Annotated in this window: 15 protein-coding genes; 5 read left to right on the top strand and 10 right to left on the bottom strand. The window is 65.0% G+C overall.

Translation table 11 applies throughout. The annotated features are described in order from the left end of the window. Positions 1-29: 29 nt before the first annotated feature. Together AC0L3X_RS21455 and AC0L3X_RS21450 are read left to right on the top strand one after the other, a co-directional pair. Positions 30-866 (top strand): DUF72 domain-containing protein, encoded by an 837-nt coding sequence (locus AC0L3X_RS21455; RefSeq protein ID WP_175627368.1) that lies wholly within the window; start codon positions 30-32, stop codon positions 864-866. 9 nt (positions 867-875) lie between these two features. After that, entirely contained in the window at positions 876-1,337 is a 462-nt protein-coding gene (locus AC0L3X_RS21450) for a DUF488 domain-containing protein (protein WP_166342466.1), read from the top strand. A 36-nt stretch (positions 1,338-1,373) separates the two neighbouring features. Here AC0L3X_RS21450 and AC0L3X_RS21445 read toward each other — a convergent pair whose 3' ends face one another. From AC0L3X_RS21445 to AC0L3X_RS21400, 10 genes are all read right to left on the bottom strand, one after another. Then, complete coding sequence (locus AC0L3X_RS21445) at positions 1,374-2,288, bottom strand: PhzF family phenazine biosynthesis protein (RefSeq protein ID WP_354102225.1); 915 nt, start codon at positions 2,286-2,288, stop codon at positions 1,374-1,376. Positions 2,289-2,422: 134 nt separating this feature from the next. Beyond that, positions 2,423-3,322: an amidohydrolase family protein gene (locus tag AC0L3X_RS21440; protein ID WP_166342467.1), complete on the bottom strand. Its 900-nt coding sequence runs from the start codon at positions 3,320-3,322 to the stop codon at positions 2,423-2,425. 22 nt (positions 3,323-3,344) lie between these two features. Then, positions 3,345-4,586, bottom strand: a complete 1,242-nt coding sequence (locus tag AC0L3X_RS21435; RefSeq protein WP_166342468.1) for an MFS transporter — start codon at positions 4,584-4,586, stop codon at positions 3,345-3,347. 49 nt (positions 4,587-4,635) lie between these two features. Then, a complete protein-coding gene (locus AC0L3X_RS21430; RefSeq protein WP_085404341.1) occupies positions 4,636-5,367 on the bottom strand; it encodes a GntR family transcriptional regulator in 732 nt (243 codons plus the stop codon). A gap of 132 nt (positions 5,368-5,499) precedes the next feature. Next, the gene (locus AC0L3X_RS21425; protein WP_085404340.1) at positions 5,500-5,697 is read right to left on the bottom strand and encodes a hypothetical protein; all 198 of its coding nucleotides are present in this window, start codon (positions 5,695-5,697) and stop codon (positions 5,500-5,502) included. A 111-nt stretch (positions 5,698-5,808) separates the two neighbouring features. Then, positions 5,809-7,116, bottom strand: coding sequence for an adenylate/guanylate cyclase domain-containing protein (locus AC0L3X_RS21420; RefSeq protein WP_166342469.1), 1,308 nt, complete (start codon positions 7,114-7,116; stop codon positions 5,809-5,811). A 29-nt stretch (positions 7,117-7,145) separates the two neighbouring features. Beyond that, positions 7,146-8,309 (bottom strand): ABC transporter permease, encoded by a 1,164-nt coding sequence (locus AC0L3X_RS21415; protein ID WP_354102226.1) that lies wholly within the window; start codon positions 8,307-8,309, stop codon positions 7,146-7,148. Beyond that, a complete protein-coding gene (locus tag AC0L3X_RS21410; protein WP_166342470.1) occupies positions 8,306-9,238 on the bottom strand; it encodes an ABC transporter ATP-binding protein in 933 nt (310 codons plus the stop codon). Before AC0L3X_RS21410 ends, AC0L3X_RS21415 begins: the two co-directional genes overlap by 4 nt. After that, the gene (locus AC0L3X_RS21405) at positions 9,235-10,023 is read right to left on the bottom strand and encodes an HlyD family secretion protein (RefSeq protein ID WP_166342471.1); all 789 of its coding nucleotides are present in this window, start codon (positions 10,021-10,023) and stop codon (positions 9,235-9,237) included. Before AC0L3X_RS21405 ends, AC0L3X_RS21410 begins: the two co-directional genes overlap by 4 nt. Further along, the gene (locus tag AC0L3X_RS21400) at positions 10,020-10,709 is read right to left on the bottom strand and encodes a TetR/AcrR family transcriptional regulator (protein WP_175627369.1); all 690 of its coding nucleotides are present in this window, start codon (positions 10,707-10,709) and stop codon (positions 10,020-10,022) included. The genes AC0L3X_RS21405 and AC0L3X_RS21400 overlap by 4 nt, the downstream gene beginning before the upstream one ends. A gap of 103 nt (positions 10,710-10,812) precedes the next feature. On the opposite strand from AC0L3X_RS21400, the gene AC0L3X_RS21395 reads away from it, so the two are divergent. Genes AC0L3X_RS21395 through AC0L3X_RS21385 form a run of 3 tightly spaced genes read left to right on the top strand, consistent with a single transcriptional unit; the run spans position 10,813 to position 12,047 of the window. After that, positions 10,813-11,148 carry an ArsR/SmtB family transcription factor gene (locus tag AC0L3X_RS21395; RefSeq protein ID WP_011088398.1) on the top strand — a complete coding sequence of 112 codons (336 nt, stop codon included), beginning with the start codon at positions 10,813-10,815 and terminating at the stop codon, positions 11,146-11,148. Further along, positions 11,145-11,618: an SRPBCC family protein gene (locus AC0L3X_RS21390; RefSeq protein WP_063982412.1), complete on the top strand. Its 474-nt coding sequence runs from the start codon at positions 11,145-11,147 to the stop codon at positions 11,616-11,618. The genes AC0L3X_RS21395 and AC0L3X_RS21390 overlap by 4 nt, the downstream gene beginning before the upstream one ends. 15 nt (positions 11,619-11,633) lie before the next feature. Then, on the top strand, positions 11,634-12,047 hold the full coding sequence (locus AC0L3X_RS21385; protein WP_166342472.1) for a GFA family protein: 414 nt from the start codon (positions 11,634-11,636) through the stop codon (positions 12,045-12,047). The last annotated feature ends 93 nt before the right edge of the window (positions 12,048-12,140 follow it).

Genomic DNA, 12,140 nt, shown 5'->3' with positions numbered 1-12,140 from the left:
TTTGATTAGGATGAGGTCCCTCCCCGTCGATGCGAGACCCTCCCGTGGCCAAAGCAAAAACCGCGTCCAAAAAATCCGGCAACATCTTCATCGGCGTCGGCGGCTGGACCTTCGAGCCCTGGCGCGGCGTGTTCTACCCGGAGAAGCTCACGCAGGCCAAGGAGCTGTCCTATGCCGCCTCGAAGCTGACCTCGATCGAGATCAACGGCACCTATTACGGCTCGCAGAAGCCGGAAAGCTTTCGCAAATGGGCCAGCGAAGTGCCCGATGGTTTCGTGTTCTCGGTGAAGGGACCCCGCTTCGCCACCAACCGCCGCGTGCTCGCCGAGGCCGGCGATTCCATCAAGCGGTTCTATGATTCCGGCGTGCTGGAACTCGGCGACCATCTCGGACCGGTGCTGTGGCAGTTCGCGCCGACGAAAAAGTTCGACGGCGCCGATTTCGGCAAATTCCTCGAGCTGTTGCCGCGCAAGCTCGAGGGGCGCGTGCTGCGCCATGTCGTCGAGGTCCGCCACGACAGCTTTTGCGCGCCGGACTTCGTCGCGCTGATCCGCGAGTTCGAGACGCCTGTCGTGTTCGCCGAGCACGGCAAATATCCGGCGATCGCCGACGTCGCCGGCGATTTCGTCTATGCACGGCTCCAGAAGGGCAATGACGAGATCAAGACCTGCTATCCGCCGAAGCAGCTCGATGCCTGGGCCAAGCGCTTTCAGGACTGGGCCGAGGGGAGTGAACCCGACGATCTGCCGAAGGTAGACAAGGCCAAGCCGAAGAAGGAGCCGCGCGACGTGTTCGCCTATGTCATCCACGAGGGCAAGGTGCGCGCACCGGCCGGCGCCATGGAACTGATCGCGCGGGTGAGCTGAGGATGGTTCATGGCAAAGGCGAAAAAGCTCTTCACCATCGGTTATGAACAGACGCCGCCCAAGGCGGTGCTCGACGAGCTCGTAGAGGCCGGCGTCAAGCTCGTGGTCGATGTGCGCGCGGTGACCTCATCGCGCCGGCCCGGCTTTTCGAAGAAGCAGCTTGCCGCGGGCCTCGATGAGCGCGGCATCGCCTATGTCCATCTCGCCGCGCTCGGCACGCCGAAGGAAGGCCGCCTCGCCGCGCGCAGCGGCCAATACGATGTGCTGGAGAAGATCTATTCAAAGCACCTGAAGACGCCGCAGGCCCGGGAAGAGATGGACGAGCTCTCGGCGCTGGTGATGAAGGCCGGCCCGGTCTGCCTGCTCTGCTACGAGCGCGATCACACCCACTGCCACCGCCAGATGATCGCGGAGATCATCGAGGAGCGCGATGGCGTGGCGGTGAGGAATTTGGCGGGGCGGCAGGTGTGATCGTCACGGGCTTGTCCCGGGCATGGAGGAGAGACCCTACCCCTCTCCCGCCAGCTCGAACGTCCCCTCCATCATCTGTACGCAATGGCCGCCGACATAGGCATCAAGAAGGGCGCCGCCCTCCTTTTCCACTGTCGTCCGCAGGATGCTCGGCCGGCCCATGTCAAAACCCTGGCCGATGGTGAGCTTCAGCTCGCCGTCGCGGAGTGGATCGAGCGTGGCGAGCAGCGCGGCGGCGGCGACCGTTGCGCTGCCGGTGGCCGGATCCTCGGCGAAACCGCTGGCACCGCGCATGAACATCCGTGCCTGGAGGTCGCAAGGCGCCTGCGCCGCCGCGATATCGCGCGTGTAGAAATAGATCGAGAACGCGCCGTCGCGCGGCAGTGTCCGGCCGAACGCCGCAGCATCGGGCGCCGCCCGCCGCAGCGCGTCGCGCGAATGCAATTCCGCGACGACGAACGGCGTGCCGACGCCGACGACCTCCGGCACATGACGATCGGTCCTGATGTCGTCCGCGGTCAAAGACAGGCACGCGGCGACCTCGGCGGCGGACAGCTTTGCAAGTCGCGCCAGCGGCTGCGGCGCGGTCAGCTCGGCGCCGACGACCTTGCCCTGCTCCCGCCAGATCTCGACCGGCACGATCCCGGCTTTCTCTTCGAACAACAACCGCGGCCAGGGCTCATTGCTGCGCCGGGCCAGCACGAAAGCGGTGCCGACATTGGGATGACCCGCGAAGGGAAGCTCCCTCACCGGCGTGAAGATGCGGACCTCCGCGTCGTGGCCGGGGTTGCGCGGCGGCAGCACGAAGGTCGTCTCGGAATAGTTGAACTCGGTCGCGATCGCCTGCATCTGCTGCGTCGTGAGCCCGCCGGCATCCAGCACCACGGCGAGCTGGTTGCCGCCGAAGGCGCAGTCGGTGAACACGTCGACGGTGATGTAGCGGCGCTGCATCTTCACTTCCTCATGAAACTCGCGGCCTCAACCGGCCGCATCGCCGGCAGTCTACAAGCCGGCGACATCGCTCGTCATGCCCCAAAATTCGGAGCATTCGGAGCAATCGCGCGCGAGGAGATCAGAAGGGAGAATCAGAAGCGGAACAGCTGATGCGGCGATGCGAGTACCCGCGCGCGCTCGCTGTCGTCGACGATCAGCGCATCGAGAAACTGCCGGTTTTTCGCGTAAGCCTGCGACGCCTCGAACTGCGTGTGCGGCCAGTCGCTGCCCCACAGCAGGCGGTCGAGGCCGTAAGCCTCGCGCAGCAGCGGATAGGCCTCCTTCGCAAAACTCTCGCCGCTCGCGCCGTTGCGATACGGCGCCGAGATCTTGACCCAGACATTTCGCGTCGCGCCGAGCTTCAGCACCGACTGGAAGCCGGGATCGGCGACACCGAGTTTCGGATCCGGCAGCGCATAGTGATCGAGCACGACGGTGACGCCATGATCAAGCAGCTGCGGCGCAAGCAGTGCGAGGTCGGACGCGTTGCGCTGGAGCTCGACCTGCCAGCCCATCGATTTCACGTTTCCGAGCAGCACCTTCCATTCGCTGGCAGCGAGATCGGGCAAGGGCTGGCCGACGAGATTGAGGCGAATGCCGACGACGCCGGCGCGATCGAGCGCGCGGAGTTCGTCCGCGGTCACAGAAGGATCGACCACCGCGATGCCGCGCAGGCGTCCGCCGGAAGTCTTCAGGCTCTCGACCAGATAGGAATTGTCGGTGCCGAGAAAGCTCGGCTGCACCAGCACGCCGTTGCTCATGCCATTGCGGTCGAGCTGCTCCAGATAGAGCGCCAGCGGCGCATCGTAATCGGGGGCATAGCGCCGGCCGGGCGCGAGCTTGAGGCCGCGGTGGAAGACATGGGCATGGGTATCGATCGTCGGCAAGCTCGTCTCACTCTTCGCTCGGCTCGCGGCGGCCGTGGCCGACACGAGAGATACAAGGCCTGTGCCGAATTGGCGGCGCGTCAGGCCGCGCGCGCGGGACATCATGGTGACTGCTCCCCATCCGGCGTCAGGCGCGCGTCGCGGCGGTTTGTTCAAAAACCTTGCCGCGGGTTTCGGGCAGCAGCACCACCGCGATCAGCACCAGCGAATAGGCGAAGGCCGCATCGATGCCGATCGCCGGTCCGAGCCCGATATGGTCGCTGAGATAGCCCACGAGGAAGGGGAACGCGGCGGAGACGATGCGGCCGAAATTGTAGCAGAAGCCGACACCGGTGCCGCGCACGCCGGCCGGATAGAGCTCGCTGAACAGCGCCGCCATGCTGGCGGGAATGCCGGCCGAGAAGAAGCCGAGCGGAAAGCCGAGCACCAGCATCTCGCCGTTGGTCAGCGGCGCGAAGATGTAGATCAGCACGGTGACGATGCAGGCGCTGGCGAAGAAGGTGACATTGGCCCTGCGGCCGATGCGGTCACTGATGATGCCGCTCGCGATGCAGCCGCAGAAGAAGGCAACGATGATGACTGCGAGATAGCCGCTGGAGCCCAGCACCGACAGATGCCGCACTTCGCGCAAGTATGTCGGCAGGAACGTGGTCAGGGCCGCGTAACCGCCGTGGGCGCCGATGCCAAACAGGCCTCCGATCAGCGTCGAGCGCAGCACGTCACGATGGAAGATGCCCGAGAGCGTGGCGAAGAATGGCGTCTTGTCGGCTGCGACCGCGCGCGGCGGCTCCTTCAAGCCGCGGCGGATGAAGATGATGAGGAGCGCGGGCAACAGCCCCAGCGCAAACAGCAGCCGCCAGGCGATGTCGGCGGGTGCATAAGTGAACACGAGGGCCGAGAGCAGCACAGCTGCGCCCCACCCCACGGCCCAGGCGCTCTGCACCGAGCCCAGCGCCTTGCCGCGATGCTCGGGGCGAATGATCTCGGCCATCAGCACCGCGCCGCAAGCCCATTCGGCGCCGAAGCCGAGGCCCTGAATCGCCTTCAGGATCAGGAGCTGGTTGTAAGTCATCGCGAACGCGCAGGCGAAGGTCGCGAGCGCAAAGGTCGCAACGGTAATCTGAAGCGCCTTGACGCGGCCAAAACGGTCGCCGAGCGCGCCGCCGAGCCAGCCGCCGAACGCGCCGAAGAACAGCGTGACCGAGCCGAGCAGGCCCGCATCGGCCTTGCTGATGCCGAAGGCGGCGATCAGCGCGGGAATGGCAAGGCCGAACATCTGGACGTCGAGCGCATCCAGCGCCCAGCCGCCAAAGCTTGCCCAGAACGTGCGCCGCTCCAGCGGCGAGCTTTCGCTGTACCAGTTTGACATTGTTTCTCCCTTGAATTCGTTATTGCTTGATGTCGTTGAAAGGTCGCTCTCACCTGATCTCGGCGTGGTAGCGGAACCGGTCGGCCGGCCCCCTCGACCTGCGCCATTCGATCGGCCGCCGCTCCAGATCGAGCGCGAGGCGCTCGATCACGATCAATGGTGCGTGCGCTTCGAGGCGCAGCAGGCGGGCCTGCATCTCGTTGGCCATTTCGACCGTCAGAATTTCCTCGGCCGACACCACCACCTCCCCGCAGCGCTCCTCGTAGAGCGGATAAAGCAGGTCGCCGAATTCGGCGGTGTCGATCTCCAGGATCGGCGCGAAGCGCGATTGCTGGAGCCAGATTTCTTCGGCGAGCAGCGGTACATCGTCGATCAGGCGCAGACGCGACAGGCTAATCACGGGCTCGCCGACAGGGATGCGCAGCGCCGACGCAACGGCCGAATTCGCCGGAACGCTCTTGCGCCGGATGATGCGGCTCTTCGGCACGCGCCGCTCGCCGCTCTCGGACTGGAAGCGGAAGAAGCGGAATAGCGAGGAGTTGAAGCGCGCCCGGCGCACGAAGGTGCCGCGGCCCTGCTGGCGCTCCAGCACGGTATCGGCAACGAGCTGATCGATCGCTTTGCGCACGGTGCCGATGGCGACGCCGTAATGCGCCGCGAGCTCGGCCTCCGACGGGATCGGCTCGCCCGGCCGCCATTCATTGCGGTTGATCCGCGCGGCGAGGTCGTCGCGCAGGCGCTGGTAGCGTGGCAGGCGGTCGTCGTGCGGGGCTGCATTCATATAGTCATATAGATGACTAGATGAGATGGGAGTCAAGCACTACCAAGGTACCGCAATCGAGAAACCGGCGATGCCCGCGGGGGACGCGAGGTCGGGCCGGCGGACGTTGCCAACCCGACCTCGCCTTGCGCGTTAATTCGCTGCCCTCGGCGTGCAGGGCGGCTGCTTGTAGGGCGCTGAGGCAAACGCGCCCTGTGCCGGAGCCCTCACGCAATCCGCAGCCGCCTGAGGCGAGGCGCGCCGCGGGGCGACGTCGCGAGCGGCTGCGGCCTGGGTTTGATAGACGGCGGCGGCGATCAGGGCGGCCGAGACAAGGGTCAATCGGGTCATGGGTTCTCTCCGCGTGGCAAACGGAAGCCGAGAGGTTTCGGCGTCCTGACAATATGAGCGGAAATCGCCGTGAGATATTTCATCACGCGCCTTCAACGAAACGCGAGCCCCTCACCCCAGTTGAAACACCGCCACCTTGTGCTCGTAGCCGCGAATCGCGACCTCGCCGAGCGCGACGGCGTCCTCACCGTCGTCGCCGAGCGCCTCGCGGACGGACGCGGAGATCAGGAGGTGCGAGCCGAACTCCTTGTTGAGTGCCTCCAGCCGCGAGGCGAAGTTCACGGTGTCGCCGATGACCGTGTACTCCTTGCGCCGGGGCGAGCCGATATTGCCGGCAACGACCTCGCCGAAATGGATGCCGATGCCGATCCGCAGCGGCCAGCTCGTTTGCGCGTTGATGCGGTCCATCGCGGCCAGCATCTCGCGGCCTGCGGCAACCGCGCGGTGCGCGGCGTCGGAGGCCTCCAGCGGCGCGCCGAACAGGGCGAGGAAGCCATCGCCCAAAAACTTGTTCACGATGCCGCCCTGACGATCGAGGATGTCGACCAGCACGGCGAACGCACCGTCGAGCCGGTCAACCACCTCCTGCGGGGTGCGCAACCGCGCGCTGGCGGTGAAGCCGCGGAAATCGACGAACATCACCGCGACGCGGCGAAGGTCGCCGCCCGCGCTGGGCCCCGCCGCCATCAGCCGTTCCACCACCTGCGGCGAGACGTGCTGGCCGAACAGGTTGGTGACGCGATCACGCGCGGTGGCGGCCGCGATGCTCGCGGCAAATTGCCGCCGCAGCCGCGCGCCGACGGAGCCGGCGAGCACGCCGCAGATCAGGATGATGGTGCTGCGCACAGCGTGAAAGTAGATCAGCGGTTCGCCAGCGTCGCTGGCCGAATTGTAGTACAGCGCGACGGCCAGGAGTTCGGCTGCGGCCACAAATCCCGTGAAGGTGGACAGCCAGAAATCGAGCCGCAGCGTCGAAAGAATGATGAAGATGAAATAGGCCAGTGGCAGCACGAAACCGAGCGCGGGCCCAGCGCCCATGCTGCGAATCTGGAGGATCAGGATGATCGTCGGCAGCGACGTTTCGATGAGAGCGCCGATATAGCGCCTGATCACCGGCAGGTCGCGATCGAGCTTGAGGTTTCGCCTGATCTGGCTGTGGACCCAGACCTCGAAGAGGATGAAGCCCCCCAAGAGCATGTATTCGCGGACCAAGCCCTCCGTCCCGCGCCAGACCCGGTTCACGATGGCAGGGTCGATCAGGTAGGTTGCGGTGAGGAACAGGATCATGACGCAGCCCGTCGTGATCAGCGCCCTCACCCGCAACAGCTCGGTCCGCAGCACTTCTCGCGTCAGCTCGCGCTCGAACTCGTCCGACATCACGGCATGCTGCCGGGTCTTCCTGCTGGCAAACCTGACCATTTCTCCCCTCGATTCAGGGGCATTGTGCCTCAATCCAGCGTGCGGCGGAAGCGCGTCACCGCGATGGTCATGGCGACCAGCATCAGGATCGCCAGCGCCAGCGCGTCGAAGTGCAAATTCTGCATGGTCGCGCCCTTCAGCATGATGGCGCGGACGATCCGCAAGTAGTGGGTCAGCGGCAGGCATTCGCCGAGATATTGCGCCCAGACCGGCATGCCGGCGAACGGGAACATGAATCCGGAGAGCAGAATGCTCGGCAGGAAGAACATCATCGCCATCTGCATGGCCTGGAGCTGGTTCTGCACCACGGTCGAGATGGTGTAGCCAATCGACAGATTTGTAGCGATGAACAAGGTCGACAGCAGCGCGAGCAGGAACAGATTGCCGAGCAAGGGCACGCCGAACAAGCCGACACCGATGCCGATGATGAGGAAGGCCTGAAAGAAGCCAACCAGCACATAAGGAACGATCTTGCCGAACATCACCTCGACCGGCTTGATCGGCATCGACAGCAGGCTCTCCATGGTACCGCGCTCGACCTCGCGGGTGACCGAGAGCGCGGTGAAGATCAGCATGGTCATGGTGAGGATGGTGCCGACGAGGCCCGGCACGATATTGAGGCTGGACGACGCGGCCGGATTGTAGCGCGCATGCGCGCGGATCTCGAACGGCATCTCGGGCGGATTGCCGATATAGAGATCGTGCGCAAGCGCGGTCTGCACGACCATGCCGAGCGAGCCGAGCGCGGCACTGGCCGCAACGGGATCGGTGGCGTCGGCCGCAACCAGCAGCGCCGGCCGGTCGCCACGCCGCACCGCCCGCTCGAAGCCCCGCGGAATCTCGACGCCGAACAGCACCTTGCCCGATTTCAGCAGGTTGTCGAAATCGTCGACGTCGTGGACCTCGTAGATGAAGCGGAAATAGGCGGTGTTCTCCAGCGCCTTCAACACCGAGCGGGCAAGATCCGAATCCTCCTGGAGCAGCACCGCGCTCGGCAGATTGTGCGGCGTGGTGTTGATGGCATAGCCGAACAGCAGAAGCTGCATCACCGGCAGCATCACGATCATCGCGAACGAGACGCGGTCGCGCTTGAGCTGGATGAACTCCTTGACCAGCATCGCATAGGAGCGCTTCCAGAAGCCGAAGCGCTCGCGGATCTCGTGCGCGGGTGCGGGATGATCGGCGGCGCTCATTGGAAATTGTCCTTGGAACGGCTCATCAATTCGATGAACACGTCTTCGAGCGAGGGCGATGATTTGTGCCAGTGCAGGCCGCCCTTCTCGCGCCACGGCGCGATGCTGGCCTCGAGCGCGGCGACGTCGCGCCCGGAAACGTGGAGCGAAGTACCGAACGGCGCCACCATGTCCACGCCGGGCTTGCCGGTGAGCGCGGCCGTGAGCCCGTTGAGGTCCTCGCCCGTCACGGTGTAGGTCGTCAGGGCGGACTTCGCGATCACCTCCTCGACCGTGCCGTGCGCCAGCAGATGGCCGTAGGCGATATAGGCGATCTCGTGGCAGCGCTCGGCCTCGTCCATGTAGTGGGTCGAGACCAGGACGGTGAGGCCGTCGGCCGCGAGCGCATGGATCTCGTTCCAGAAATCGCGCCGCGCCTTGGGATCGACGCCGGCGGTGGGCTCGTCCAGCAGCAGCAGTTTCGGACTGGGCAGCGTGCAGGCCCCGAGCGCGAGCCGCTGCTTCCAGCCGCCGGAGAGCTCGCCCGCAAGCTGCTCCTCGCGCCCCGACAGCCCGAGCCGCTTGATCATGTCGCGCGCAGCGCCCCGTGCATCGGCGAGGCCATAGAGCCGCGCGACGAATTCGAGGTTCTCGCGCACCGAGAGGTCCTGGTACAGGCTGAAGCGCTGGGTCATGTAGCCGACCTGGCGCTTGATCTTTTCGGCATCGCGCCTGATGTCGTAGCCGAGGCAGGTGCCCTCGCCGCTGTCGGGCGTGAGCAGGCCGCAGAGGATGCGGATGGTGGTGGTCTTCCCCGAGCCGTTCGGCCCGAGGAAGCCGTAGATCGAGCCGCGCTTCACCTGCATCGACAGATCGTGCACGACCTCGCGGCCGCCAAACGACTTGGTCAGGCCCTTGACGTCGATCGCGATGCCGTTGCCGCCGTTCATCGCTTGTCCGCCACCGGCGTTTTTGGATGGAGATAGACGTCGATCGGCTGTCCGACCCGCAGGGCATCGGGCCGCGAGGGGCGCGCCTGGATCAAATAGACCAGCTTGTTGCGCTCATCGAGGCTGTAGATGACAGGCGGAGTGTATTCGGCCGAGGTCGCGATGAAATAGATCTTTGCGGTGAGATCCGCCGCGCAATTATCGCAAGAGATGCGCACCGTGTCGCCGATCGCGAGCTTCGGCAACTCGGTCTCGGGCACGAAGAAGCGCAGCTTCATGTTGCCGGGCGGCATGATCGAGAGCACCGGCCGCTGCGCCGCCACCATCTCGCCCTCGCGGAAATAGATCTGCTGGATGGTGCCGGCAACGGGCGCAAAGCCCCTGCGCCGCGCCATTCGCGTCTCCGACGTTGCGACCCGCGCTTCGGCGACACGCAAGGACGACACGGCGGAATCGAGATTGGCCTGCGTACCGGAGCCGGTCTTGTTCAGCGAGGCCGCGCGATCATAGGTCTGCTGCGCATTGGCCAGTGTCGCCTTGTTCTGGTTGAGGTCGGCAAGCTGAAGATCGTCGTCGACGGAATAGAGGGCATCGCCGACCTTCACCTCGTCGCCCTCGCGGACATTGAGCTTCGTCACCCGGCCCGCTTCGTCCGGGCTGACGAAGATCATGTCGGCCTCGACCCAACCCTGAAATCCGGGATCGCGCTTGTCCTTGCAGCCGGCAAGGCCGGTTGCAAGGACGAGGGCCAATGCAAACACAGAAATTGCTCGTGACGACCTCATGTCGTCCTCCGTTCGCCAAAAATCAGATCGAGATGGACGCGCAGCATGTCCTGGGCGTCGAGCGGCGCGTGCCGCGCAAACAGGCTCTGCCAGATCACCGCGATCATCGCCGGTGCGACCAGGATCTGCGGATAGCGCGCGAGGTTCTTCTCGCGGATCTCGCCGCGGGCAATGCCGAGCTCGATCAGCGCGCGCATGCCGGCGATCCCGCGCGAGACAACCTCGCGATAGTAGAAATCGGCGACGGACGGAAAGCGCGGCCCTTCCGCCACGATCAATCGCACGAGATCGCCACGCCTCGTGCCGATGACCTCCTTGAGGAAGTTACCGGCAAAGGCCTCGACGAGATCGCGCACCGAGCCCGTCGGCGGCGGCAGCGCATTCAGCTTGGCCACGACCGGCACGATCACCGTGCGCACCAGCTCCTCGAACATCGATTCCTTGTCCTTGAAGTGCAGGTAGATCGTGCCCTTGGCCACGCCCGCCCGCTTGGCGATGTCGTCGAGCCGCGTCGCGGCAAAGCCGCGCGCAATGAACTCCTCCATCGCCGCTTCCACGATGGCCGACCGACGCTCGGCCGCACGTGTGGCACGGTTCGAAGTGGGCGCGGCGTCGGCGGGCGCACGGCCCTTCGCATCGGCGCGAGTTGCGGTTGGCGTGGCTGCTTTGGTTGGCTTCTTTGTCATCTCCCATTTATGACTGACTAGTCAGTCATAATCAAGACAGCGAGTCAATCCAAGCAACAAATTAGCATTGACTAATTCATTAGCGCATGCTAATCGAATATCCATGATCGAAGCCGCCCCAAATCCCGTCACCACCGTGATGCGTGCCCTCGCCGATCCGACCCGCCGGGCCGTGTTCGAGCGCGTGTTCGAGAGCAAGGAGATCAGCGTGGCCGAGCTCACCCGCGGCAGCGGCGTGACGCAGGGCGCGATCTCGCAGCACCTGAAGTCGCTGAAGCAGGCCGGCCTCGTCGCCGAGCGCGCCGAGGGCCGCAATGTCTATTACCGCGCCGCGCCGCAAGGGCTCGAGCCGCTGGTCACCTGGATGGACCATTACGGCGTGTTCTGGCGCGAGCGCTTCCAGAATCTGCGTGACCTCTTGAAGGAGATCGATCCGTGAGTGCAGCCGAGTTCAAAGCCGAGACTAAAGACATCGTCCAAGACATTGTTTTGGAGGAGGTCTTCCCTCACGCGCCCGAGACGATCTGGAAGACGCTGACCAGCGCCCAGTTGATCGCGCGCTGGCTGATGCAGCCGACCGGCTTCGAAGCCATCGAAGGCAAGGCCTTCACGTTCCAGACCACGCCCGGCGGCAACTGGGATGGCGTCATCCATTGCCGGGTTCTGGAAGTCGTACCGAACCGGCGCCTCGTCTATGCCTGGAAGGGCGGCGACGAACGCAACACCGGCTACGGCGCGCCGCTCGATACCGTCGTGACGTGGTCCCTCACCCCGGTCGAAGCCGGCACGCGGATCCGCCTGGTGCATGCGGGCTTCGTCATGCCGAGGAACGAGTCGGCCTACACGGTCATGAGCGGCGGCTGGAAGAAGGTCGTGCGTCAGCTCGACGAGATCAGTGGCGAGAAGTGAGTGGGAGATCTTCCGATGACCAGGCCTTTTACCGGCGGCTGCGCCTGCGGCGCGATCCGCTATTCGATTCTCGGTGAGCCGCTGTTCAGCAATCACTGCCAATGCCGGGATTGCCAGCGCGAAAGCGGCGGCGGTCACGGCTCGTACATGACCTTCGCGCGCGAAGGTGTCACGCTGACCGGCGAGGCGAAGCATTGGGACATGGTCGGCGACAGCGGCAACGTGAAGACGCGCGGTTTCTGCACGCAGTGCGGCTTGCCGGTCTACATGACCTTCGCCGCAATGCCCGACATCTTCACCATCCGCGCCGCGAGCCTCGACGAGCCCGCCCGCTACAAGCCGCAGGTGGTGACCTACGCGGCGCGCGGACATGGCTGGGACCACCTCGATCCGGACCTGCCGAAATTCGAGACCATGCCGCCAGCGTGAGGCACTAGAGCCACTTCCGTTCCGATGGAAGTTCCGATGGAATCGGAACGGGGCTCTAGATTCTTGTCTTGACGCGTTTTCCTTACGCGAACC

Source organism: Bradyrhizobium sp. MI1.7 (assembly GCF_055811795.1).
The sequence above is the reverse complement of the archived record's forward strand: the minus strand, read 5'-3'. Positions and strand labels throughout refer to the sequence as shown.

Coding starts and splice junctions, on each gene's coding strand:
- AC0L3X_RS21405 (WP_166342471.1), bottom strand. CDS start 10,023: ATGAGGTCGTCACGAGCAATTTCTGTGTTTGCATTGGCCCTCGTCCTT.
- AC0L3X_RS21455 (WP_175627368.1), top strand. CDS start 30: ATGCGAGACCCTCCCGTGGCCAAAGCAAAAACCGCGTCCAAAAAATCC.
- AC0L3X_RS21450 (WP_166342466.1), top strand. CDS start 876: ATGGCAAAGGCGAAAAAGCTCTTCACCATCGGTTATGAACAGACGCCG.
- AC0L3X_RS21415 (WP_354102226.1), bottom strand. CDS start 8,309: ATGAGCGCCGCCGATCATCCCGCACCCGCGCACGAGATCCGCGAGCGC.
- AC0L3X_RS21430 (WP_085404341.1), bottom strand. CDS start 5,367: ATGAATGCAGCCCCGCACGACGACCGCCTGCCACGCTACCAGCGCCTG.
- AC0L3X_RS21410 (WP_166342470.1), bottom strand. CDS start 9,238: ATGAACGGCGGCAACGGCATCGCGATCGACGTCAAGGGCCTGACCAAG.
- AC0L3X_RS21440 (WP_166342467.1), bottom strand. CDS start 3,322: ATGATGTCCCGCGCGCGCGGCCTGACGCGCCGCCAATTCGGCACAGGC.
- AC0L3X_RS21385 (WP_166342472.1), top strand. CDS start 11,634: ATGACCAGGCCTTTTACCGGCGGCTGCGCCTGCGGCGCGATCCGCTAT.
- AC0L3X_RS21445 (WP_354102225.1), bottom strand. CDS start 2,288: ATGCAGCGCCGCTACATCACCGTCGACGTGTTCACCGACTGCGCCTTC.
- AC0L3X_RS21435 (WP_166342468.1), bottom strand. CDS start 4,586: ATGTCAAACTGGTACAGCGAAAGCTCGCCGCTGGAGCGGCGCACGTTC.
- AC0L3X_RS21425 (WP_085404340.1), bottom strand. CDS start 5,697: ATGACCCGATTGACCCTTGTCTCGGCCGCCCTGATCGCCGCCGCCGTC.
- AC0L3X_RS21395 (WP_011088398.1), top strand. CDS start 10,813: ATGATCGAAGCCGCCCCAAATCCCGTCACCACCGTGATGCGTGCCCTC.
- AC0L3X_RS21420 (WP_166342469.1), bottom strand. CDS start 7,116: ATGGTCAGGTTTGCCAGCAGGAAGACCCGGCAGCATGCCGTGATGTCG.
- AC0L3X_RS21400 (WP_175627369.1), bottom strand. CDS start 10,709: ATGACAAAGAAGCCAACCAAAGCAGCCACGCCAACCGCAACTCGCGCC.